This window comes from Phenylobacterium sp. (genome assembly GCF_030651755.1).
In the GTDB taxonomy this organism is placed as follows: Bacteria; Pseudomonadota; Alphaproteobacteria; order Caulobacterales; family Caulobacteraceae; genus Phenylobacterium.
The window spans coordinates 1-23,893 of sequence record NZ_JAUSBZ010000088.1; the positions used below are offsets into that span (position 1 = coordinate 1).

Below are 23,893 nucleotides of genomic sequence, written 5' to 3' on the forward strand. Positions count from 1 at the left end.
ACATCGGCAAGAACATCGTCGGCGTGGTCCTGCAGTGCAACAACTACGAGGTCATCGACCTCGGCGTCATGGTCCCGGCCGACCGCATCCTGGACGAAGCCAAGGCCCACGGGGTCGATATCATCGGCCTGTCGGGGCTGATCACCCCGTCCCTCGACGAGATGGTCTTCGTCGCCGCCGAGATGGAGCGTCGCGGTTTCGACATTCCCCTGCTGATCGGCGGGGCGACCACGTCCAAGACCCATACGGCGGTCAAGATCGCCCCCTCCTACAAGGCCGGCTCGACGACCTATGTGCTGGACGCCAGCCGGGCCGTCGGTGTGGTCTCGGGCCTCTTGTCGCCCGGCGAGCGCGACCGCATCCAGGCCGAGACGGCGGCCGAGTACGTCAAGGTGCGCGAGCAATATGCCCGCGGCCTGACCAACCGGGCCAGGTCCAGCCTGGCTGAGGCCCGCGCCAAGGCGTTTTCCATCGACTGGGCCGATTATGATCCGCCCAAGCCGAGCTTCACGGGCCTGCGCAGCTTCGAGGCCTGGGACCTGCAGGATCTGGCCGCCCATATCGACTGGACGCCCTTCTTCGCCTCCTGGCAGCTGGTGGGCCGGTTCCCCCAGATCCTGGAGGACGACGTGGTGGGCGAGGCGGCGACCAATCTCTATGCCGACGCCCAGGCCATGCTGAAGACCATCGTTGAGGAGAAGTGGTTCACCGCCAAGGGGGTGGTGGGCTTCTGGCCGGCCAATGCCGATGGCGACGACGTGGTGGTCTATGCCGACGAGACCCGGGTGACCGAGCTCGCGCGCTTCCACACCCTGCGCCAGCAGATCGCCAAGACCGGCGACAAGGCCAATGTGGCGCTCGCCGACTTCATCGCCCCCATCGGGACCAAGCCGGACTGGATCGGCGGCTTCGCCGTCACCGCCGGCCATGGCGAGGCTGCTGTCGCCGCCCGCTTCAAGGCCGCCGAAGACGACTACAACGCTATTCTGGCCGCCGCGCTCGCCGACCGCCTGGCGGAGGCCTTCGCCGAGGCCATGCACCGTAAGGTGCGCACCGAACTGTGGGGTTTTGCGCCCGACGAGCCCTTCGACATCGACGCCTTGATCTCGGAGAAATACCAGGGCATCCGCCCGGCCGCAGGCTATCCGGCCCAGCCTGATCACACGGAAAAGGAAACCCTCTTCCGGCTGCTGGACGCCACGGAGAAGACCGGCATCGAGCTCACCGAGAGCTTCGCCATGACCCCGCCGTCCTCGGTCTCGGGCCTCTATTTCGCCCATCCCCAGTCCCACTATTTCGGGGTCGGACGGATTGAGAAGGATCAGGTTGAGGACTATGCCCGCCGCAAGGGCTGGGACCTGAAAAAGGCAGAGCGCTGGCTGGCGCCCATCCTCAACTACGAACCCTGAACGGCTGGGAGGCTCTGATGACGGACATTGACGACAAGACCGCGGCTGAGGCCTTCCGCCGGCTGGTCAGCCATCTGCAGATGCGCGCCGACGCTCAGAATGTCGACCTGATGGGCCTCGCTGGGTTCTGCCGCAACTGCCTCGCCGACTGGGTCAGCGAAGCCTCTGACGGCGCCCTGGACCGGAACGCCGCCCGCCAGGCCATCTATGGCGTGCCCTACGCCGACTGGAAGGCCGGGCAGCCTGAGGCCACGTCCGCGCAATTGGCGAAGATGGACGCCAGCCTGGCCCTGAACGAAGAGCTCCGGCGCCAGGGCGATTGAAGACTCCGTCGAACAGCAAATCTCGCCACCACCTTGACCTTTAGGCGTTGAACCCACGGAAGGCTCCGCCGCAGAGGCGGCGGGCGCTGTCACGGAGGTTCGATTTGCGACGCTTGACCTACCCTGCCTTGTTTGCCGTCCTCACGACCCTGGGCGCCTGCTCGACTGAGCGGACCGCCGATGCTGATCCCTATGCTGGGTTGAGCGACGCCGTTCGCGACTGGCGGCTGGCGCTGGTGGCGTCCTCCGCCTGTCCGGCGCCCGCCCCGGAGGCCGGTGTTGAGGGACCCGGGGCCCGGGAGGGCTGCCGCAGCTTCGCCGAAACCTGCAAGGTGGAGGTCCCGCTCACCAAGGCCGAGCGAGGCGCTGGCGTCCAGGCCAAGGCCTTGACCGGTCTGCGATGGGAGGCATGGGATCCCACGTCCTCCGAATTCCGAAACGCCTCGGCGGCGGCCTTTTTCACCCACAGTGGCGGGACCTGGACGCGCACCGATGCGCCGCCGGTCAACCTCAGCACCTGCCAGCCTTTCACAGAGGCCGGCTGAACGAAAAGGGGCGACGCCTTGCGGCGCCGCCCCGATCCGTCGTCCGTGACGCCCGCGCCTAGAAGCGCTTGGTCACGTTCAGCTTGAAGTGACGGCCATAGGGGTTGGCCGTGAAGGGGTCGTAGGACAGGTCCAGTCGGGCGAACGACGGGTCCTGGTCGAACATGTTGATCACCGAGGCGCTGAGCGTGGTGTCCCAGGGCAGGAAGACCCGGTAGGCCAGATCGGTGGTCACGAAGGCGTCAATCTTCTGCCCAGCCTGGTTGGTGGCGAAGGTTGCGGTGTTCGCCCGCGTGTCGATCATGTTGTCCACGTAGCGCAGGGTGGCGCGCACATTGTGGATATCGCGGGTGTACTCGGCGAAGAAGGTTCCCTTCCACTGCGGCTGCGAGCCGTAGCCGAGGTAGTCCATGGTGCCGACATAGTCCCTGGCCGCGGCCACGGGAACGCCCTCGATGGTGTTGGCGTCCACCTGATACTCGATCACGTAGGTCAGGTCGGCCCCGAAGTTCATGTCGCCGCCCAGCACGTCCCGCGCCCGATAGCTGGCCGAGAAGTCCAGGCCGCTGGTCTTCACGTCCGGGCCATTCACGAAGTTGATGCGGACCCGATTGATCGCCGCCGCGCTGCAGGCGCCGGTGAAGCTGATGCGCGACAGCAGGGTTGCAAAGGCGGGATTGGCGCAGTTGTTGGCCCCAGCCGCCCCGTTCGGGAAGATCGCATTCACGATAGCCGAACCCGACTCGTTGCCGATCGGACCTTCGAAATCGAAGCTCCAATAGTCGACCGAGGCGCGGAAGTCGCCGAAGTCGAACAGGGCGCCCAGGTTCAGCGTGATCGCTTCTTCCGGCACGAGGTTGGGGTTGCCGAAGGTGTCATAGGCCCGGTAGCCGCCCGCCGCCGTCGTGAAGGCGAGGTTGGTGGTCGAACCCGGGCTGATCTGCGTGGTCGGCGGGGCGCGGAAGGTGGAGCCCGCCGAGGCCCGGAAGGCCAGCCAGTCGGTGGCCTGATAGCGCAGGGCGATCTTCGGGTTGGTGGTCGAGCCGACATTGCCGCCGTAGTCCTCGTGGCGCACCGCGAGGGTCGCGTTGAGGCTGTTGGTGATCGGGATCGCCATTTCGCCGAAGAACGAGATGACCGACTGGTCGAGATCATAGTCGGGCAGGGCGCCGAAGAAGGTGAAGGGGCCGTTCTGCGCCGCGCAGGTCGCCGCCGGATTGACCGAGGAGTCCGCGCATGGGCTCACCGCGATATTGGTGAAGTCCGCATTTTGCCGCTCCAGGCCCGACCAGCGGTACTGGGTGCCGGCCGCCCAGCCGATTTGGCCGGCGCCGAAATCGATCGGCAGACGGCCGTTGAACACCACGTCCGCCGTGTAGAGCTGCGAGCGGATGTCGTAGGCGTATTCGTCGAAGATGTAGTCGAGGACTTCACGGCTGTTGGCCGTGCCGGCGACGAAGTTCGGATTGGTGCGGCCGTCGACCGCATTGCCCGAGGTGCCCGAAGAGAAGGGGTTGAACCAGAGGCAGCCGTTGGCGCCGGGCGTGGAGCCGGTGCAGTTGGCGCCGCCCAGACCGCGCAGGGCGAGCTGCAGGCGACCCACCAGGATGTCCGGCGTGGCGATGCTGCTCCAGTTGTCCATATAGGTCATGGACGCGTCCCAGCCGATGCCGCCGCCGAATTCGAACTCGCCCTTCAGGCCAGCCGAGACGCGGTAGGCGTCGAAGCGACGCTTGTCCTGCTTGCCGCCGCCGCCGAACAGGTCGTTGCCGTCGACGCCGATCGGACGCCAGGCCACCGAGGTGAACAGGCCCGCCGTGGCGGCTGAGGGCGCAAAGCCAGGGTTGGTGGCCAGCAGGGCCTGCAGGCCCGGATTGTTGGCCGGGATGAAATAGCCATTCCCCTGGATCTTCGTGGTCAGGGCCGAGGAGGGGAAATTGTTCGGCGGATAGGACGGCGAGGACTTCTCACCCGACACGTCGTGGCCGGCATAGAGGACCTCGGCATGGAAGGTGGTGGTGTCGGTCACGTCGAAGTTGAATTCGCCGTAGAGCTGCCAGTAGTCCTCTTCCTCAACCAGATTGTTGAAGCCGATATACTGGAACTGGCAGGACGCCGTGCCGCCGCCGGGGCCGGAGATCACGTTACAAGCGGGATCGGCGATAGGGCTGGTATAGGTGATGCCGCCATTGGCGCTCTGCAGATAGAGGCCGGGGTTGCCGAAGGAGGACCAGCCGCCCTGGGGATTTTCGGCGAAGGAGCGGACTGCGAAGTCGCGTTCCACGGTCGGCAGCTCCGAACGATGGCGATAGCCGCCGCTCAGCAGCAGGCTGGAGCGCTCGTTGGTGAAGCCATAGGTCAGGCTGGCGCTGTAGTCGCCGTCCGAGCCGTCGACATAGGTGTAGCCGCCCTGAAGCTCCAGGCCGTTGAAGTTCCTGCGGGTGATGAAGTTGATGACGCCGCCGATGGCGTCGGAGCCGTAGGTCGCGGCCGCCCCATCCTTCAGGACTTCGACGCGGCCAACGGCGGCTTGCGGGAGCAGGTTGGTGTCGACAAAGATCGAGCCGGGCGAGGTGGCCATGCGGCGGCCGTTGAACAGCACCAGGGTCCGGGCGGCGCCCAGGCCGCGGAGGTTGGCGCTGCCGACGCCCGTGGTCTGACCGGCGCCGAACTGGTTCGATTCACCCAGGGCGCCTTGCACCGCCGGAATCGACTTCAGCAGGTCCACCGTCGAGGGCGAGCCCTGCTTTTGCAGGTCATCGGCGCCGATGACGTTCACCGGCAGGGCGGCGTCTTCCGGTGTGCCGGCGATGAAGGAGCCGGTGACGATGACTTCTTCAACCAGGGCGGGCGCGTTGGCGCCCGACGTCTGGGCCGCGGCGTGACCGGCTGAAAGGGCCGTGGCGACGGCGAGGACCGAAGCGGTCACCAGATAATGCGAGCTTCTCATGCGTTTCCCCGTTTTGATTAATTCGTAGGCACTGCGGGCAATTTTGACCGCGACGGGGCTTAGTGGCCGACTTGCCGGACAAAAATCAAGGTTCTTGAGCGCCAACCAAAGAAACTCGCGCAGCAATAAAAGTCGTCATCGCCAAAAAACCCGGCGAAATACGGTATAAAAAACCGTGGTGTGTCAAAATGGGCGGTGGCCGTTCGGCGCACTGCGGAAAAAGCGCTGAAAAATCATCGGGCCCTATTCTTACGGCGCGTCAAAAATATCGCGGATGTCAAACTGTCGCAAACGCGCCACACTCAGCCGCAAATTTCCCCAACGGCGCCCTGGATGCGGCGAAACGGCGCCAGGACGCCCGCAGCAAGGCCATACCAGACACTCTAGAGATGACGGATTTCGGGAATCGCAAAGGATCATGGCCAAGGCGCGAGCCAGAACCTTGCCTCTGACTGTGTCTGCGGGGAGCTAGGGCGAACACAAAAAAGGGGCGGCCCCGCAAGGCCGCCCCTTCAGTTGTGTTCTAGAGCTAGACTTTAGAACTTCTTGCGCAGCCCGATCTTGAAGTTGCGGCCATACACATTTCCGATGGCCGGATCGTACGAATATTCGATCCGAGAGGCCGAAGGATCTGCGTCGGTCACATTGAGGATCGAGGCGGTCAGCGTGGTGTTCCAGGGCAGGAACACTCGGTAGGTCAGGTCCAGGGTCGTGAACGCATCCACTTCCTGGCCGAAGGTCACCAGCTGGCAACCCGTGGTGGAGGCCGCATTGGCCACCGTGCAGGGAACCGCCGAGAAGCCGGTGTTGACCACGGTCGGACCACGATTGTCGGTGACGCCATCAATGTGATTGATCGTGGCGCGCACATTGTGCGGTCCGTTGTCGTACTCGGCGTAGAAGGCGCCGCGCCACTCCGGGATGGTGCCCGGCAGACGATCGTAGTTGGCGAAGCCCACCGCCTCATAGGAGGGGGTGATGGTCACGCCGTTCACGATGAAGGCGTCCTGCTCGTACTCCATCACATAACTGACCGTACCGTGCAGGCTGAGGCGCCCGCCAAATACGTCGCCGGGATAGGCGTAGTTCAGGGTCGCATCAATGCCCGACGTGGTCAGCTCAGGCCCGTTGACCAGGTCGGACCGCACCCGCGAGATATCCGACCCCGTGGTCACGCCCTGAACGCAGGCGTTGTTGTTGGAGAAGGTCACGAGGTAACGCAGCGGGTCGGCGCAGTTGACCAGCTGGGCGCCATTGCCTGGGCCGTTGGCCACCCGGTTGGCGACCACATTGGCCGGCACCCGGACGATCTGGTCCTCAAGCTGGATGCTCCAGTAGTCGAATGTGGCGCGGAAGTCGCCAAAGTCGAACAGGGCGCCGACGCTGTAGGTGAGCGCCTGCTCTGGACCGATGGCGGAGTTGCCGAAGGCGTCCACCGACTTGAAGGCGTTCCCTGCAGCCTGGATGCCGGCAAGGCCCGTCGCGCCGCCCGGAGCCCGGTCGGTGGGGGTGGGGCCGCGGAAGGTGGTGCCCACCGAGCCGCGCATGGAGAACCAGTTGGTGGCGTCCCACTTCATCGACAGCTTCGGATTGGTGGTCGAGCCGGTCTCGCCGCCGTAGTCCTCGAACCGCAGCGCCAGAGCGGCGTTGAGGTTGTCGAAGATCGGCAGGTTCATCTCGCCGAACACCGCATAGATCGACTCGTCCACATAGTAGGGCTGCGACTGCCCCAGGAACATGTAGGGGCCGGTCTGGATGGCGCAGCTCGTGTCCCCAGGGACCGGGCAGGGCGTGATGTTGCGGTCGTAGAAGTTGCTGCCGAGGCGGCGGGTCTGCTCGGACGAGCGCCACTGGGCGCCGGCCGCCCAGTTCACGACGCCGCCGGGCAGTTCGAAGCCCGTCGTGCCGTTGAACACCAGATCGACCACGTAGAGCTCGTTGGTGGTCTCGCCGATCTGGTCGTCATAGAGCCAGCGCGCGAGCGCCGGGCTGTTGGCCTGCGCCGGATTGTAGGTCGGGTTGGTCCCGCCCAGCATCGGGTTGCCCGGATAGGCGGTGGAGAAGGGGTTCAGCCACTCGCAGCCGTTGGCGCCCGGCGTGGCGCCGGTGCAGTTCGGGCCGCCCAGGCCACGCAGGGCGAGGTCCAGACGGTTGATCAGGATGTCGCGGGTCACGCCATAGGCCTGGTTGCGCGAATAGGTGAAGGCCAGATCCCAGCCGATGCCGCCGGCGACGTCGAACTCGCCCTTCAGGCCGGTGGCGATGCGGAACAGCTCGTAGGAGCGCTCGCCCTTCTGACCGTCATAGCCAAAGGCGGGGTTTCCGCCGCTGGCGAACGGACGCCACAGGGTCAGCTGCAGGCCCGAGGTGGGAACCGCGGCATAGGCGCCGGCCGCCGCGGCGGAGGCGAAGATCTGCGGGTTGGCCGCCAGGAAGGCCTGGACGTAGGGGTTCGACTTGGGCGCGAAATACTGGGTGCTGCCCGGGCCGAACGGCCCCTGCGTCGGCGGATAGGACGGCGAGTAGCCGATGTTGGGCACATCGGTCTTGGAGTACATGCCCTCAAGGAAGAACTCGACGTTCTCGGTCAGATCGAAGTTCAGTTCCCCGTACAGCTGATAGCGGTCGGTTTCTTCGATCAGGTTGGCGAAGGGCACATAGCTGTAATAGCAGGCCGGCAACTGGCTCGGACCCGACTGGTAGACGCCCTCATAGCCGCCCACCGCGCCGCAGGTGGCTTCACGGATGGAGCCCACGGCGTCGCCATAATAGGGGTCAGGCGTGCCGGGAATGGTCGGCAGGTCGACGCCCAGGCGGGCGACATAGAAGCCGGGGTTGGACAGGAAGGACCAGCCGCTCGGGTTGGTGGTGTAGTCCTGATAGGTCCAGTCGCGCGCCGTGGTGTCGAGTTCGGAGCGGTGCTGATAGCCGGCCGCGATGAAGGCGCTGCCGCGTTCACCCTGCCAGCCCCAGGCGGCGCTCATGTTGTACTCGCCGTCCGAACCGTCGACGTAGCGGTACTCGCCGGAGACCTCGAAGCCCGAGAAGGTCTTTTTGGTGATGAAGTTGATGACGCCGCCGATGGCGTCGGAACCGTAGGTGGCGGCCGCGCCATCCTTCAGCAGCTCGACGCGACCGATAGCGGCCGTGGGGATCAGGTTGGTGTCGACGCCGGTCAGCGGGTCCGTCGACATGAAGCGACGACCGTTGAACAGCACCAGGGTCCGCTGGGGTCCAAGGCCACGCATGTTGATCGAGCCCGCGCCGATGGCGCCCTGGGCCGAGGTCGAGAACTGGTTGGAGTCGCCCAGCACCGGGCCGCTGATGGTCAGCGACTTGATCAGTTCGGTGGTCGAGGGCGAACCCTGCTTTTCCAGCTCCGCGGCGCTGATGACGTCCACCGGCAGGGCGGCGTTTTCCGGCGTGCCGGCGATGAACGAGCCGGTGACGACAATTTCCTCGACCTCAGTCTGGGCCGAAGCCTGACCCGCCGCGAGGCTGAGGGCGAGGGCGACAGTCATGGTTGAGACCGTCGTCAAGTATTTTGAACTCCTCACACGTTTCCCCTTCGAGTTTAAGAAGCATGGCGGACCAAAAATGATCCAGAGCCGGGTAAAGACGTGCGCGAGAGCAATAAATCAAGCATCAGGTTTGGCGCCTACGTTCAAAATAGGGGCTAATACAACTCAGGTATGTCAAATATAAACAAGACGTAAACCGTTATACTGACGTTACGCCAAAACCAGTACCCAACCTCCGAGGGGGCGTCGGAAAAAATGAATAAAAACAACGCCAGAAAGTGACTTCGCGTAGAATTTTTGCGGCGGTCATCGGGATGTCACGTTCCGGCCACACCTGCCGCAAAACGACCCAAAGACGTCATTTTTGCCCGCAGCGCGGCGAGGGGACGCCGCTTCCGCTCAATTTTCGGACAAAAAACCCCGCTGGAACGGCAAAACCGACTCCAGCGGGGTGATAGGTCTTGCGCAATCTGGCGCGCGCGCGTCAGCCGCCAGCGACGGGCTCATCGATGGGGGCGGGCGCTTCTTCGGTTTGCGGTTCGACCGCTCCAGCCTCGGGAATGAGCGGCTCGAATTCCGCCGAAAGATCGAAGGCTGGCCCCATCAGCAGGGCGCGCTGCTCCAGGGTCGCCGCCGTGGTCTCGCACCGGGCCGGCAAGGTCCAGCTCATCCACTCCTGGGCGAGGCGGGCGCGGGGAAGGTCAGCCGCCCGGCTCCAGGTCCCGCGTCCCCGGCGCAGGGCCTCGGCGCCCTGTGCGTTGATCGGACGGGGACTGGCCTTTTCGGCCGCTTCCATGGCGCGGCTGAACAGGGCGAGGTTTCGCACGCTCAGTTCATCCAGTTCGTCATAGGACTTCAGATCCTGGGCCAGGGAGGAGCCCGGGCGGCGATAGGCGGTCTCAATGCGGATCACCTCTGGCATCACCTGGTCCCGAAGACCCTTGTGCGCCGACAGGGCGCCGTAGCACCAGGCCACGAGGCCATAGGGGTCGCGGGGCGCCCCAGGCGGGTAGGCGGCTTCCACCTCTGGGGTCGCGGGCGCCGCAGTCTCAATCGGCGCAGCTGCTTCGGTGTCTTGGGCCGCAAGGGCCAGGGCGAAGAGGATCGGAGTTATCACGGAGAAGCACCTCGAAAGGTCTGGGGTCAGGAGGGCGCCGCAGATCCATATCCCCCGCCCCCCGGGGTGTGGATCTCAATTGCGTCGCCGGGCGCCACCCGAATGGAAAAGCAGCCCGAGAGTTCCTTTACCTCGCCATCGGCGGCGATCAAAGCCTGCCAACCCGGAGCGCCGTCGCCGCCTCCAGCCAACCCCCTTGGCGGAAAGACCCTCCGACTCGACAGGAGGGCGGCCTCCATGGGCGCCAGGAACCGCAGCCGCCGCACGACGCCATCCCCGCCCCGCCGACCCCCCGCGCCGCCAGAGCCGGGCCTCAGGGCGAAGGTCTCCAATCGCACGGGAAAGCGGCGCTCGAGGATTTCCGGGTCGGTGAGCCGTGAGTTGGTCATATGGGTGTGGACCCCATCGGCGCCATGCATTGTCGCCGTCGCCCCAGCCCCGCCGCAAAGGGTCTCGTAATACTGCCGGGTCTCATCGCCGAAAGTGAAATTGTTCATGGTCCCTTGGGCGCCGGCCATGACGCCGAGGGCGGCATAGAGGGCGTCCACCACGTGCTGGCTCGTCTCGACATTGCCGGCCACCACCGCAGCCCCCGGGGACGGATCGAGCATTGATCCTGGCCGCACCCTGATGTCCAGCGGCGCCAGGCAGCCAGCGTTGAGCGGGATGTCATCATCCACAAGGGTGCGAAACACATAGAGGGCCGCGGCGTCGACGATCGACGCTGGCGCATTGAAATTGGTGCCGAGCTGGTCGGCGCTTCCTGTGAAGTCCAGAACGGCGCGGCCGGCGGCGGAATCCACCCTGGTCCGCACCACAATCCTGCCGCCCCCGTCCATGAGCGACTCCGCCGCCCCGTCGCTCAAGCGGCCCAGCGCCCGGCGAACGGCGGCGGTCGCATTGGCCTGGACGTGGCCCATATAGGCCGTCACCGTGTCACTCCCGAAGGCGTCGATCATGGCCGCGACCGCCTCGCCGCCGGCGCGGCAGGCGGCGATCTGGGCCTTCAGATCGGCGATATTCCGGTCCGGAGCCCGGGAGGGCCACGGGCCTGTCCCCAGAGCCTGCCGCACGTCAGCCTCAAGGAACCGACCCCCCTTCATGATCGGCAGGGCGTCCAGCAGCACGCCTTCCTCGGCGATGGACGTCGAGAAGGGGGGCATGGATCCCGGCTGCACCCCGCCGATATCGGCATGGTGTCCCCGGGCGGCCACGAAGAAGCTGGGCGTTTCAGCGGGGCCGACAAAGATCGGCATGATGACGGTGATGTCCGGCAGGTGCGTGCCCCCGGCATAGGGGTTGTTGAGGGCGAAGGCGTCGCCGCGCTGCAGGGTGGGGTGGCGCTCGCGCACCGCACGCACGCTGGCGCCCATGGAGCCCAGATGCACCGGCATGTGTGGCGCATTGGCCACCAGCCCGCCGTCGGGATCAAACAGGGCGCAGGAAAAGTCGAGACGCTCCTTGATGTTCACCGAGTGGGCCGTTCGCTCCAGGGCCGCTCCCATGGCCTCGGCCACCCCCATGAACCGGCGATTGAACAGCTCCAGGCTGATGGGATCCGCCTGCCGGGGGTCGGCGGCGGTCGCCGTCGCCTTCGCCCCGGCCAGCCGTTCCAGGACAATCAGACCGTCAACGCCCTGGGGGCGGGCTCGCCAGCCCGGCATCACCGCGATCTGAGTGTCGTCCCGCACGATCAGGGCCGGCCCATCCAGGCCTTGCACGGCGTCAGCCTCGATGACGGCGACCTCGCTGAACCGCCCCTCGGCGAAAAAGGCGGCCGTCTTCGGGCGCTCCATCCTCGGCTGTGGCGCCAGCGCTCCTGAGGCGCCGCCGAGGGGGTCAGCGGTTGTCACCTCAGCTTCGACGCTGGCGATCTGGATGGTCCGGTCGGGCTCCACAAAGCCGAACAGGCGCCTGTGGGCGGCTTCGAAGGCCAGGCGCACCTGGGCGACGTTCCCTGGCGAAAGGGGCAGTTCGGCGTCGGCGCCTTCATAGCGAAGGCGCAGAGTGACCCGACATCCCCCGGCCCCTGCGCCCTGGTCTGCAAGGTCGGCGGCGGCCTGGGCCGCCAGAGTGTCGGCGAGGCTATCGGCCCAGACCAGCCCCGCGGGGTCCAGGGGTCTCTCAACGCCGGCCTGCCGCAGGGCGCTGACCTGGGCCTGACCGATTCCATAGGCCGACAGCAGGCTGCCATAGCGGGGGCAGAGCACCCGCTCGACGCCCAGCGCCTCGGCGGTCTGACAGGCCACCTGGCCCGCGGCGCCGCCAAAGGCCACCAGTCCATGGTCGCGGGGATCAAAGCCGCGCTCGGTGGAGATCCTCCGGATGGCGAGGGCCATCTGCTCTACGGCGATGGCGACGAACCCCTCTGCGGCGGCCTCGGCGCTCTCCGCCCCCATCTGCGCAGCCAGGGCCTCCAGACGCCCTCGGGCCGCAGCGATGTCCAGGGGGCCATCGCCCCTTGGCCCGAACACCCGGGGGAAGCGGTCGGGGTCCAGGCGTCCCAGAACCAGATTGGCGTCCGTCACCGTGGCCGGACCACCGCGGCCATAGGCGGCCGGCCCTGGATCGGCGCCGGCGCTGTGGGGTCCAACCCGGGCCCGCAGGCCATCGAAGGTGAGGATAGAGCCGCCTCCGGCGGCCACGGTCTCGATGTCCAGCATCGGGCTGCGCAGGCGCACGCCGGCGACCCTGGCCTGATCCCGGCGCTCCAATCGACCGGCATAGCGGCAGACATCGGTCGACGTCCCGCCCATGTCGAAGCCCAGCACGGCGACCTCGCCGGCCTCCCGCGCTGTTTGAGCCACACCGACCACGCCCCCCGCAGGCCCGGACAACACCGCATCCCGGCCCCGGAAGGCGGCGGCTGAAACCAGGGCTCCGGCCGAAGTCATGAAATAGAGCGGCGCCCCGTTCACCGCCTCGGCCACCTGCCGCACATATTTTCGCAGGACCGGCGTCAAATAGGCGTCAGCGACCGTAGTTTCTGCACGAGGCAGAAATCGAGGCAGGGGCGAGACCTCATGGGAGAGAGCCACGAATTCGAAACCCGCCTGGGTCGCCAGGGCGCCAGCCTGGCGTTCATGGTCGGGGTTCAGGTCGGCGTGCAGGAAGGCGATCGCCACGGCGGTGAAACCTTCGCGCCTCGCCTGCTCAAGGGCCGGCGACAGGGCGTCCTGGTCCAGCGGCGTGATCACCGAGCCGTCGGCGGCCAGCCGCTCGGCGGCTTCCACGGCGCGGGCGTAGAGTGGCTCTGGCCTGACGATATTGAGGGCGAAGAGATCCGGGCGGGTCTGGTCGCCGATCCGCAGGGAGTCACCAAAGCCAGCGGTGGTGACGAACAGGGTCTTGGCGCCCTTGCGCTCCAGCAGGGCGTTGGTGGCCACCGTGGCGCCCATGCGGATCACCGCCACCTGACCTGCGGGGAAGGGGGCGCCCTCCGGCGCGCCCAGGACCCGGCGCATGGCCTCGACCGCCGCGTCGGGATAGGCGTTGGAGGCCGACAGCAGTTTCAAGGTCTGCACCTGCCCGTCCCCGCGACGGGCGATCACGTCGGTGAAGGTGCCGCCGCGGTCGATCGAGAAACTCCAGAGCCTGTCCAAAACTTAACCTGCGGGATGTTCGATTGCCGTTGTCATGACGACGCCATCTTCCTAAGGCTTGTGGCATTAGACCAATGAGCTTCTGGCGCAAAATTGCTGGCCTGGCCGTCCGTTCTCCGGACGCCGCTGATTGCCCCGACTGCCCGGCTGGCCTGCCGGGGGAAGATCCTGCGTTCTCCACCGCCGTCACCGCCCTGGGCGCCAAGCTGGCCCGGGCCGATGGTCAGGCGGGGCGGGCCGAGTTCGACGCCTTTTCCGAGGTCTTCCAGTCCGACGAGGCCTCGCGGCCCAATGTCCGGCGGCTTTACACCCTCGCCCAACAGACCACCCGCGGCTTCGAGAGCTACGCCCGGCGTCTGGCGCGGCGCTATCGCAACTGCCCGCAAATTCTCGAGGATGTGCTGGACGGCCTGTTCCACATCGCCGCCTCTGATGGGGCGGTGAGCGCTGATGAAATGGCGTATCTGGAGCGGGTGGCGGAGCTGTTCGGCTTCTCGGAGCTTGTTTTCCGTCGGCTGAAGGCGACCCATATGGGGCTGGCCGCCGATGATCCCTACGCCGTCCTGGGGGCGCCCCATGACGCCAGTGATGATCAGCTTCGGGCGGCCTGGAAGATCGCCCTGATCGAAAACCATCCTGATCGGGCCAGATCCAGGGGCCTGCCCCAGGAATTCATTGAGGTCGCCGAGGCCAAGGCCAAGGCGATCAACGCCGCCTTTGAGTCCGCCATGCGCGAACGACGGGAACTGGCGCTGGTCGGCGCCGCTTAACGCGTCATCCTGTCGCCACCATCCTCTCAGAGGATTGACCTTCCGCCCAGCAGGGCGAACATATTCAGCAAGCCTCTGGAGCGAGGCGATCCGAGGAGACCATGGCCCAGCAAGACCAACCGAGCGGCAAGCTCGCACTTCGCAACCTCACCGCCATCGGCGGCGCGATCGCTGCCGCCGCGGCTGTGGTGGTCGGCGTGGTCCTGGCCTTCGTGTTCGCCGCCACCGTCGTCGTGGTCGGCCTGATGCTAAGCCTGCTGGTCGGCCTGGCGGCCTTCGCCGTCCGCGCGGGTCGGATGGGGCGGCGCAAGGACAAGGCCGCCGCCGATGACGGGATCATCGAGGCGCGGCATCTGGGCGGCCATCACTGGGTCGCCTACGGCTGGAACGAGCGCGCCTGAGCCGCACGACGCTTGCCCCGCCTCGGGCCGGCCTCTACCCTCGATTCAAACAATCGTTGGGAGACGAAGCGATGATCGGCGTAGTGGCGACCCTCAAGGTCCAGGACGGCAAGGGCGACGAGTTCGAGGCGGTGTTCAGGGACCTCATGGCCCAGGTGAAGGCCAACGAGCCCGGCTGCATCGCCTATCAGCTGACCAAGAGCCGCACCGAGCCGGGGACCTACAAGGTGCTGGAGCTCTACGCCAACGAGGACGCCCTGAAAGCCCACGGCCAGAGCGAGTATTTCAAGGCCGCCGGCCCAAAGATGGGCCCCTGCCTCGCCGGTCGTCCGGAAATCGAGTACCTCGACGCGGTCCAATAGGGCCTCGGTTCAGGATTTCGCAGAGCCCGGGACCTTTGCAGGTCCCGGGCTTTTGCATGTTCGGCTTGGCCCTGGGTCTCCCGACAGAATTTCTGCAATGACGGGGACGCCCACATGTCCCAAGGTTCGGTTCGAACGCTCGTTTGAATGGAGTTTCCATGGCCGCCCTCGACGCCCTTTTCCGCCCCTTCAGCTTCAAGGGCCTGCACCTCAAGAACCGGATCGTCATGGCCCCCATGACCCGGTCCTTTTCCCCCGACGGCGTGGCCACCGAGGAGGTCGTCCAATACTATCGCCGCCGTGCGGAGGCCGATGTGGGCCTGATCATTTCCGAAGGCGCCGGCGTCAATCGTCCCGCCTCGCTCAACGACAAGAACGTGCCGCGCTTCCATGGTGAGAAGGAGCTCGCCGCCTGGAAACGGGTGATCGATTCCGTCCACGAGGTGGGTGGCAAGATGGCGCCGCAGCTCTGGCACGTGGGCGCCGTGCGCACCCGCGATCCGGAATGGACCCCGCCAGGTCCCTATGACAGCCCCTCTGGACTGTCGCGTCCGGGCAAGGAATTCGGCAAGGGCATGACCGACGAGGAGGTGGCCGACGCCATCGCCGCCTTCGCCCAGGCCGCCGCCGACGCCAAGGCGTTGGGCTTCGACGCCATCGAACTGCACGGCGCCCACGGCTATCTGATCGACCAGTTCTTCTGGGACGGCACCAATGTCCGAGAGGACGCCTATGGCGCCAAGGACCTGCCTGGCCGGGCTCGCTTCGCCGCCGACATCCTGCGCGCCGTCCGCCAGGCCGTGGGACCGGACTATCCGGTGATCATCCGCATCAGCCAGTGGAAGCAGCAGGACTATGAGGTGAAGATGGCCGCCAATCCCAAGGAGATGGAGGCCTGGCTGGGCACGCTGACCGCGGCCGGCGCGGACATGCTGCACTGTTCGCAGCGCCGCTTCTGGGAGCCCGAGTTTGAAGGCTCTGACCTGAACTTCGCCGGATGGGCCAAGAAGCTGACCGGCGTGCCGACCATCACCGTCGGCTCGGTGGGTCTGTCGGGGGAATTCATCGCCGCCTTCGCCGGCGAGGGCTCGCAGCCCGCCTCCCTGGACAGGCTCCTCGACCGGCTCGAGCGGGACGAGTTCGACCTGGTGGGCGTCGGCCGCGCCCTGCTGCAGGACCCCGAATGGGCCAAGAAGGTCAAGGAAGGCCGCAGCGATGAGCTGGTCCCGTTTGAACGGGCGGCGATGGCCAAGCTCTACTAGCGCTGAAGTGCGACAGGTCCGGCGTCGCCTGGGCCTGTCGCGTCCTCATCGGGGCGCCGCAAGATTTATGCGGCCCGACCGGGTCTCTGATCGCTTTCGCACAGAACTTGCGCCGCGCCGGAGCTAGGCTGCCCTTTTTCAGGAGGGGCGCCGTGTTCCAAGGCCTTCGCACCACGATCAGCGCCGCTCTGCTGTCCCTGGCCCTGGCCGGGACAGCCACGGCCCAGGGTGGCCTGCCGCCGCGCCTGGACCTGACCCTGACCCCTCGGGCCGCGGCCCTGGACGTGCGCATGCGCCTGCCCGCCCCGGACCTGGACGCTGGCGAGGGGCTGGTGCGTCTGCCGCTCAGCCTGGTGGGCATTCCCAGCGCCCGCTACGACGGCCAGGCGCTGCAGGCCCGCGATGATCTCGGACCCATCCCCCTGGGCCAGGTCGAAGAGCCGCCGACCCCCCAGGGAACCTACCGCCGCTGGCTGGTGGAGCGGCCGACCCGGGGCGATGTGATCGTCAGCTATTCCGCTCCGCCCCGGGCGGTGACGGCGGCCACCAATAACGGCCCCCTGTTTGACCTGCGCCAGGAGGCCGGCGGCTTTATCGGGGCCGGCGTGGGTTTCCTGGCCGCGCCGGTCGCGCCGGGTCCCTGGTCTGTGCGTCTGGCGTGGGATCTGTCGGAGGCCCCGGCAGGGTCCCGCGGCGCCTGGACCTATGGGGACGGGACGGTGGAGACCGTGCTGCCCTCCCAGGCCCTGGCCTTCAGCTACTATGCCGGCGGCCCCCTGGGGGTCTTCCCCGCTGACGGCGACGGCGGCTTTCACATGTACTGGCTGACAAAGCCGCCCTTTGATCCCGCCGAGCTGGCGGACAAGACAAGGCGGCTCTACGACCACATGTCGGCCTTCTTCGGCGATCCCCCGGGCGCCCCCTATCGCGTCTTCATGCGCGCCAATCCCTATGACGGGGTGGGGGGCACGGCGCTGGGGCGCTCCTTCAGCTTTGGCTACAATCCCGCCGACAAACCCACGGCGGAGAGCCTGCTGAGCCTCGTCTCCCACGAGGTGGCCCACACCTGGCCATCCATGGCCGGCGAGCACGGCGAGACGGCCTGGTACAGCGAGGGCATGGCGGAGTTCTATTCGCTGGTCCTGTCCTGGCGGGCCGGCGTGACCCCCCTCGATCAGGTCGTTGAGACCATGAACAGCCGCGCCGACACCTACTACGCCAATCCGCACATCGCCCTGACCAACGCCCAGGCCGCCGAGATCTTCTGGAGCGACCCGGTGGCCCAGACGGTGCCCTATGGCCGGGGCTGGATGTACCTGCTGCAGACCGACGCCGAGATCCGCCAGGCCTCATCGGGCGCCCGGAGCCTCGATGACATCGTCAAGGCGATCCGAAAGGCCCAGCTGGCCGGCGCGCCATACGGCGTCCCCCTGTGGCTGTCGCTGGTGGGCACGGAGATCGGTGCGGACAAGGCCCAGGCGCAGTTCGACGCCATGGCGGCGGGAACCCGGCTGCTTCCGCCCGCCGATCTTTATAGCCCCTGCCTGAAGGTCGTTCCCCGCCGGGTCCGCACCTTCGAGCTGGGCTTCCCCCGGGCGGTGCTGAACGGCGACCGCATCGTCACAGGCCTCGTCCCCGGCTCGGCGGCGGCGCAGGCTGGCCTGCGCGACGGCGATCAGATCACCGATGTCCGGGACCTGAATATCGCCCGCAAAGCGCAGGACCAGACCATCACCCTGACGGTTGAGCGTGACGGCTCGCCCGTCTCCCTCTCCTATCTCCCCCGGGGGCAGGCGGTGGAGGCCTGGGGTTGGACCCGGGATCCGGCGGCGCCCGAAAACGCCTGCCGGTTCTGAACCTCAGGCGTTGAAGTTGAGCTTCAGCCCGGGCCTTGGCCAGCGGACCTTGTAGAGTCGCCCTGTTGATGAGGCGGTGATCCAGGCGTCGCGCATGTCGGTTCCGCCGAAGCAGATATTGGTGACGATCATGTCGGGGATGGGGAAATGCTCCGTCGATCCGGAGGGGTCAAAGGCGGTGACGCCGCCATTGATGATCGTCGCCACGCAGACCTTGCCGCCCGCCTCCACCGCCAGGCTGTCCAGCAACTGATAGCCGGGCAGGTTGGCGATGACCCGGCCCGGCGCAAAGCCCGTCGGCGCCTTCAACTGGCCCGGCGCCTCGATGTCGAAGGCCCAGAGCCGGCCAAGCTGGGTGTCGGCCAGATAGACCACGTCTTCGTCCGGGGAGAGGCCGACCCCATTGGGGGCGATCAGATGGTCCCGCAGACGGGTGACATGGCTTCCATCGGCCTTGGCGTAGTAGAGCGCCCCGAATTTGCGGCCCTCAGGCGTCGAGCAGCCGTGGTCGCTGAACCAGAAGCCGCCCTGTCTGTCGAACACCAGGTCGTTAGGACCGACAAAGGGGCGGCCCTCGCAGACGTCATAGAGGGTGGTCAACTCGCCGGTCGCGAGGTCAAAGCGCTGGATCATCCCGCCGGTGTGGCTGGTCGGCGTCGGGCCAGGAATGGTCAGGCCGTCCTGCTGCGGCCAGGTGAAGGAGCCGCCATTGTTGGTGATGTAGATCGCCCCGTCCGGGCCGATGGCCGCCCCATTGGGTCCGCCGCCGGTCTCCACCACGGTCTCGCGCCGTCCGTCGGGGGTGATCCGCGACAGGCGCTGGGCCTTGATCTCGGTGAGGATGATCGAGCCGTCGGCCATGACGATGGGGCCTTCGGGGAATTCCAGGCCTTCGCAGACCAGTTCGATGTCCATGGGGCGTCCTCCTCCTGTCTTATTGAGGGGGAGTATGGCCGGCGCCGTGGCGTAAGGACCAGGGGGCTTAAGGCGCCTCAGCGCCGCTCGAGGACCCGCAAGGTGAACGGATGCTCGTCGTCTTCGCCGGCCGGGTGATGGACGGCGCTGACCTCGGTCCAGGCGCTTTCGTCAAAGGGGGCCAGGACCACATCGCCATCGACCTCGGCCTCGACCTCGGTGAGATAGATACGCTGGGCCCGCGGCAGAGCCATTGCAAACAGGGAGGCGCCGCCGATCACGCAGACCTCCTCGGCGCCGACGTCTTCGGCCATCTCTCGGCCGATCTGCACCGCCTCAGTAAAGTCCTCGCACACCAGGGCGTCCCGGGGGGCGAAGGAGCCGTCCCGACTGAGTACGATATTGGTGCGGCCAGGCAGGGGCTTCTTCGGCAGGCTGTCCCAGGTCTTGCGCCCCATGATCACCGGCTTTCCCATGGTCAGGGCGCGGAAATTCACCAGGTCGCTCTTCAGCCGCCAGGGTAACCCGCCCTCACGGCCGATGACGCCGTTGCGGGCGCGCGCGATGGGACCGGCGGTGAGGAGGATGCGTGCCATGGACCCGGCGTAGCCGACCCGGGGCCGGCGGGAAAGGGACTCCGGAGCCTAGACCGCGATGGGCGCGGCGATCTTCTCGTGGGCCTTGTAGCCGGTGACCTTGAAGTCCTCGTAGTCGAAGGCGAACAGGTCGCGCTTGTCGGCGATGGTCAGGGTGGGGAAGGGGTAGGGCTCCCGCGTCAGTTGTTCCCGGGCCTGGTCGAGGTGGTTCAGATAGAGGTGGGCGTCGCCGAGCGTATGGACGAACTCGCCGGGCTCCAGACCCGTGACCTTGGCCACCATCTGGGTCAGCAGGGCGTAGCTGGCGATATTGAACGGCACGCCCAGGAAGACGTCGGCCGAGCGCTGGTAGAGCTGGCAGGACAGCTTGCCCTCGGCCACGAAGAACTGGAACATGCAGTGACAGGGCGGCAGGGCCATGTCGTCCACATCGGCCGGGTTCCAGGCGCTGACGATGTGGCGGCGCGAGTGCGGGGTGGTCTTCAGGCTCTCGACCACATTGGCCATCTGGTCGATCACCCGGCCGTCTGGGGCGGTCCAGGACCGCCATTGCTTGCCATAGACGGGGCCAAGCTCGCCATCGGCGTCGGCCCATTCGTCCCAGATGCTGACGCCGCGCTCCTGCAGCCAGCCGACATTGGTGTCGCCGCGCAGGAACCACAGCAGCTCCAGGATGATCGACTTGCGATGCAGCTTCTTGGTGGTCAGCAGGGGAAAGCCCTGAGCCAGGTCAAAGCGCATCTGGCGGCCGAAGACGCCCAGCGTGCCCGTGCCCGTCCGATCGCCCCGCTGCACGCCCGACTCCAGAATGTCGGTCAGCAGGTCGAGATACTGCCGCTCGGGGTGGTCGGCGCGGCCGGCAGGCGATGGGGTGTGGGCGTTCACGGGCGAGGCTTTCGCATCAGCGTCAGGGCATGGAGCTTTCCATGATTCGCCCATGGGCTGGTCTGGTCGGCAAGGTCTCCCGTGGCTCTATCCACAGACCGCTCGCCGCACTCAGCCCGAGAATCCGCCCTCGTCGAGAAAGGCCTGTTCGCTGGGGCTGGTTCGGCGGCCGAGGGCTGCGTTGCGGTGGGGGAACCGGCCGAAGCGGACAATGATGTCCCGGTGGATTTCCGCCCACTTCAGGGTGTCCTCGTCCCCCTCTTCGGCCCTCAAGGTCGCACACAGCCGCACGGCCTCGTCCTGGTCGCCCATCTCCTCGGAGTGTTCATAGGGCAGGTAGAAAAAGGGGCGCAGGTTCGCCGCCGTCGCCTTGTCATGGCCTGCAGTGATCGCGGCCTTGGCGATGGCCCGGGCCTTGCCATCGGTGGCGAAGGCGTGACCGGAGCCGCGGAAGATGTTGCGCGGGATCTGGTCGAGGAGGATCAGCAGGGCCAGAGCGCCCTCGGCCGTCTCGGCCCAGGCGTCCAGCTCGCCCCGGGCCGCGGCATGATGGGCGGCCTCGAAATCCCGGGCGAGTCGACGGTCGAAGGCCTCGTCCTTGGCGAACCACTTGGCCGGCCCGGCCTCCCGCCAAGCCTTCACCACCTGCTGCGCGGTTACGTCCATGACGTGTCTCCCTCATGTCGGGCGCACTCTCTGTGCGCAGCGGGGTGGGCGCAAGGGCGGCGCGTGACGTCGCGCCCCTTGACCTTTGCGCAAAAAAACGGTCGATGGCGCGGCCTTTACCGCGGCGCCGTTGCTCGGCTCCGGGGCCGAACCTTGTTTCAGGAGAACAATCATGCGCGTCTACTATGATCGCGACGCCGACCTCGCCCGCATCCTGGACAAGAAAATCGCGGTGGTAGGCTATGGTTCCCAGGGGCGCGCGCATGCGCTGAACCTGGTGGACTCCGGCGTCAAGAACGTGGTGGTCGCCCTGCGCCCCGGTTCGGCCACCGCCAAGAAGGTCGAGGCTGATGGCCTGAAGGTCATGACCGTCGCCGAAGCCGCCGCCTGGGCTGACGCCATGATGGTGCTGGCGCCCGACGAGCTGCAGCGGGAAATCTACAACAACGAGATCGCCCCCAATATCCGGGACGGCGCGGCCCTGCTGTTCGCCCACGGCCTGAACGTGCACTTCAACCTGATCGAGCCCAAGGCTTCCATCGACGTGCTGATGGTGGCGCCCAAGGGTCCGGGCCACACCGTGCGCGGGGAATACCAGAAGGGCGGCGGCGTGCCCTGCCTGATCGCCATTCACCAGAACCCCACCGGCAATGCGCTGGACTTCGGCCTGGCCTACGCCTCGGCCATCGGCGGCGGCCGTTCGGGCGTCATCGAGACCACCTTCCGCGAAGAGTGCGAGACTGACCTGTTCGGCGAACAGGCCGTGCTCTGCGGCGGCCTGGTGGAGCTGATCCGCGCTGGCTTCGAAACCCTGGTTGAAGCCGGCTACGCGCCGGAAATGGCCTATTTCGAGTGCCTGCACGAGGTGAAGCTGATCGTCGACCTCATCTATGAGGGCGGCATCGCCAACATGAACTACTCGATCTCGAACACCGCCGAGTACGGCGAGTACGTCACCGGCCCCCGCATCGTGACGGCGGAAACCAAGGCCGAGATGAAGCGCGTGCTGGAGGACATCCAGTCCGGCCGCTTCGTCCGTGATTTCATGGCCGAGAACCAGGCCGGCCAGCCGAGCTTCAAGGCCACCCGCCGTCGGGGTTCGGAGCATCAGATCGAGGAAGTGGGTCAGCGCCTGCGCGCCATGATGCCCTGGATCACCAAGAACAAGCTGGTGGACCAGGCCCGCAACTAGGCGCCCACGCCCAAGGCGACGCATGATGGAAGGCCCTCCTGCTCAGGGGGGCCTTCTGCGTTTGGGCCACGGAAAGGCCCCGGGAGAGGCCATGACCATCCGAAGCTACGGGCGCCAATCGCGCGAACAGATCCTGGCTGCGGCCCAGACCCTGTTTGCCGAGCGCGGCCTGCACGAGACATCCATGAGCGACATCGCCACGGCGGCAGGGCTCTCCCGTGCGACGGTCTTCAACCAGTTCGGCTCCAAGTCGCTGATCCTGGATGCGCTTACTGCGCGCTCACTCCAGGCCTATGGCGACCTTCTGGATCAGGCCCTGGCGGCGAAAGCCACGGCTCCTGACCTCCTACGTCAGCTGTTTCGCCAGATGGCTCAGGGACTTGAGGCCAACCGCGCCGTGCACCGTGAGGTGTTCGGGGAAATTCGCAAGATTTCCATGGGGTTGGAGGGCGAAGGTGAGTCTCCCGCCTTGCGTCGCCTCGCCTATGATCGCCTCGTAGAGCTTATGCGCCGGGGACAGGCGTCCGGGCAGCTCGACCCGCGGCGACCGGCCGAAACCCTGGCCACGGCCTTCGACAGCCTGCTCGCGGGCGCCGTGACCCAGTGGCTGCATGGCCCCGATGACGCGCCGCTCACGCCGATGCTCTCTGACCTGGCCGAGGTGCTTCTCGACGGCATCGCCGTGGCGAAAACTGATTGACCCGCGGCGCCTCAGATTTAGACTGAAGTCTAAATTAGGGGGCGGGCATGGTCGAGTTCAGGTTGCGTGGCTTGTGGTGGGCGCTGGCCCTCGCCGCATCGATCGCCCCCGGCCTGGGCCAGGCCCAGACGCCACAGGGCCCCGAGGGCTCCGAGCGAGCCCAGAGCTATCCGGCCAGCTTCTTCGCTCCCTTCAATCCGGTCAGCGCCGAGGACATGGTCCGGCGAACGCCGGGCTTCACCCTGATGGATGGCCAGGATCGACGGGGCTTCGCCGGTTCGGCTGGAAATGTGCTGGTCAACGGCGATCGCCCCAGTTCGAAGGTGCTGATCTCCGAGCAGCTGTCGCGCATCTCGGCCCGGGATGTTGAGCGGATCGACGTCATCGCCGGCGCTGGAGCGGCCGATGCCGGCGGTCACGCCCTGATCGTTGATGTGCGGCTTCGGCCGCGCCAGACGGGGGCGACAAACACCTTCGTCGTGCAGGCGGGCATGCTGGAACCCGGATGGACCGTCAATCCCATCGCCATCGCCACGAGCGCCTTCCGGATCGGTCAGACCGATATCAGTCTCTCCGTGCAGGCCCAGCCCTCCAGGCGTGGCCGGATAGAGTACGACAAGCGCACCAATGGTCCCGATGGCGTCCTTCGGGAGTTCGGCCGGGAGCATCTCCAGGGCAGCTATGCCGAGTACAAGCTCAATGGCCGGGCGACCTGGCGTCCGACGGTCGACGACACCCTGAACGCCAGCCTGCAGGTGACGCCCACCCGGGAAGGTCGTCACACCTATTCGGAGGTGTTCAGCCCCAGCGGCTCCCGCATT

At 66.7% G+C, this 23,893-nt stretch carries 19 protein-coding genes; 11 read left to right on the plus strand and 8 right to left on the minus strand.

Features of this window, described 5'->3' with window-relative positions; all coding sequences use genetic code 11:
* The 3 genes from Q7V15_RS08295 to Q7V15_RS08305 form a co-directional block, all read left to right on the plus strand.
* Window positions 1–1,409 (plus strand): vitamin B12 dependent-methionine synthase activation domain-containing protein (locus Q7V15_RS08295; protein ID WP_304755008.1); only part of this gene is annotated, 1,409 nt, incomplete at its 5' end.
* 17 nt (window positions 1,410–1,426) lie between these two features.
* The gene (locus Q7V15_RS08300) at window positions 1,427–1,732 is read left to right on the plus strand and encodes a DUF1244 domain-containing protein (protein ID WP_304755009.1); all 306 of its coding nucleotides are present in this window, start codon (window positions 1,427–1,429) and stop codon (window positions 1,730–1,732) included.
* A 128-nt stretch (window positions 1,733–1,860) separates the two neighbouring features.
* On the plus strand, window positions 1,861–2,277 hold the full coding sequence (locus Q7V15_RS08305) for a hypothetical protein (RefSeq protein WP_304755010.1): 417 nt from the start codon (window positions 1,861–1,863) through the stop codon (window positions 2,275–2,277).
* A gap of 58 nt (window positions 2,278–2,335) precedes the next feature.
* Here Q7V15_RS08305 and Q7V15_RS08310 read toward each other — a convergent pair whose 3' ends face one another.
* The 4 genes from Q7V15_RS08310 to Q7V15_RS08325 all read right to left on the minus strand — a co-directional run bounded on the left by Q7V15_RS08310 (window position 2,336) and on the right by Q7V15_RS08325 (window position 13,467).
* Window positions 2,336–5,227 carry a TonB-dependent receptor gene (locus Q7V15_RS08310; RefSeq protein WP_304755011.1) on the minus strand — a complete coding sequence of 964 codons (2,892 nt, stop codon included), beginning with the start codon at window positions 5,225–5,227 and terminating at the stop codon, window positions 2,336–2,338.
* A gap of 536 nt (window positions 5,228–5,763) precedes the next feature.
* Entirely contained in the window at window positions 5,764–8,748 is a 2,985-nt protein-coding gene (locus Q7V15_RS08315; RefSeq protein WP_304755012.1) for a TonB-dependent receptor domain-containing protein, read from the minus strand.
* A 484-nt stretch (window positions 8,749–9,232) separates the two neighbouring features.
* Entirely contained in the window at window positions 9,233–9,865 is a 633-nt protein-coding gene (locus tag Q7V15_RS08320) for a hypothetical protein (RefSeq protein ID WP_304755014.1), read from the minus strand.
* A 26-nt stretch (window positions 9,866–9,891) separates the two neighbouring features.
* Complete coding sequence (locus tag Q7V15_RS08325; RefSeq protein ID WP_304755015.1) at window positions 9,892–13,467, minus strand: hydantoinase B/oxoprolinase family protein; 3,576 nt, start codon at window positions 13,465–13,467, stop codon at window positions 9,892–9,894.
* A 74-nt stretch (window positions 13,468–13,541) separates the two neighbouring features.
* On the opposite strand from Q7V15_RS08325, the gene Q7V15_RS08330 reads away from it, so the two are divergent.
* The 5 genes from Q7V15_RS08330 (at window position 13,542) to Q7V15_RS08350 (ending at window position 18,118) form a co-directional block, all read left to right on the plus strand.
* Window positions 13,542–14,237, plus strand: a complete 696-nt coding sequence (locus Q7V15_RS08330) for a DnaJ family molecular chaperone (protein ID WP_304755016.1) — start codon at window positions 13,542–13,544, stop codon at window positions 14,235–14,237.
* Between the two features lie 101 nt (window positions 14,238–14,338).
* A complete protein-coding gene (locus Q7V15_RS08335; RefSeq protein ID WP_304755017.1) occupies window positions 14,339–14,638 on the plus strand; it encodes a hypothetical protein in 300 nt (99 codons plus the stop codon).
* 71 nt (window positions 14,639–14,709) lie between these two features.
* Window positions 14,710–15,000 (plus strand): putative quinol monooxygenase, encoded by a 291-nt coding sequence (locus tag Q7V15_RS08340; RefSeq protein ID WP_304755018.1) that lies wholly within the window; start codon window positions 14,710–14,712, stop codon window positions 14,998–15,000.
* 158 nt (window positions 15,001–15,158) lie between these two features.
* Window positions 15,159–16,262 carry an NADH:flavin oxidoreductase gene (locus Q7V15_RS08345; RefSeq protein WP_304755019.1) on the plus strand — a complete coding sequence of 368 codons (1,104 nt, stop codon included), beginning with the start codon at window positions 15,159–15,161 and terminating at the stop codon, window positions 16,260–16,262.
* Between the two features lie 152 nt (window positions 16,263–16,414).
* Window positions 16,415–18,118, plus strand: coding sequence for a hypothetical protein (locus Q7V15_RS08350; RefSeq protein WP_304755021.1), 1,704 nt, complete (start codon window positions 16,415–16,417; stop codon window positions 18,116–18,118).
* A 3-nt stretch (window positions 18,119–18,121) separates the two neighbouring features.
* On the opposite strand, the gene Q7V15_RS08355 is transcribed toward Q7V15_RS08350, so the two are convergent.
* From Q7V15_RS08355 to Q7V15_RS08370, 4 genes are all read right to left on the minus strand, one after another.
* Window positions 18,122–19,033, minus strand: coding sequence for an SMP-30/gluconolactonase/LRE family protein (locus Q7V15_RS08355; RefSeq protein WP_304755022.1), 912 nt, complete (start codon window positions 19,031–19,033; stop codon window positions 18,122–18,124).
* 77 nt (window positions 19,034–19,110) lie between these two features.
* A complete protein-coding gene (locus tag Q7V15_RS08360) occupies window positions 19,111–19,629 on the minus strand; it encodes a dihydrofolate reductase (RefSeq protein ID WP_304755024.1) in 519 nt (172 codons plus the stop codon).
* 48 nt (window positions 19,630–19,677) lie between these two features.
* Entirely contained in the window at window positions 19,678–20,514 is an 837-nt protein-coding gene (locus tag Q7V15_RS08365) for a thymidylate synthase (protein ID WP_304755026.1), read from the minus strand.
* A 111-nt stretch (window positions 20,515–20,625) separates the two neighbouring features.
* Window positions 20,626–21,180, minus strand: coding sequence for a DUF924 family protein (locus Q7V15_RS08370; RefSeq protein ID WP_304755028.1), 555 nt, complete (start codon window positions 21,178–21,180; stop codon window positions 20,626–20,628).
* A 172-nt stretch (window positions 21,181–21,352) separates the two neighbouring features.
* Here Q7V15_RS08370 and ilvC point away from each other — a divergent pair, with 172 nt between their 5' ends.
* From ilvC to Q7V15_RS08385, 3 genes are all read left to right on the plus strand, one after another.
* Window positions 21,353–22,372: a ketol-acid reductoisomerase gene (ilvC, locus tag Q7V15_RS08375; RefSeq protein WP_304755030.1), complete on the plus strand. Its 1,020-nt coding sequence runs from the start codon at window positions 21,353–21,355 to the stop codon at window positions 22,370–22,372.
* Window positions 22,373–22,463: 91 nt separating this feature from the next.
* A complete protein-coding gene (locus Q7V15_RS08380) occupies window positions 22,464–23,072 on the plus strand; it encodes a TetR/AcrR family transcriptional regulator (protein WP_304755031.1) in 609 nt (202 codons plus the stop codon).
* A gap of 47 nt (window positions 23,073–23,119) precedes the next feature.
* On the plus strand, window positions 23,120–23,893 hold a 774-nt coding region (locus Q7V15_RS08385; RefSeq protein WP_304755033.1), incomplete at its 3' end, for a Plug domain-containing protein.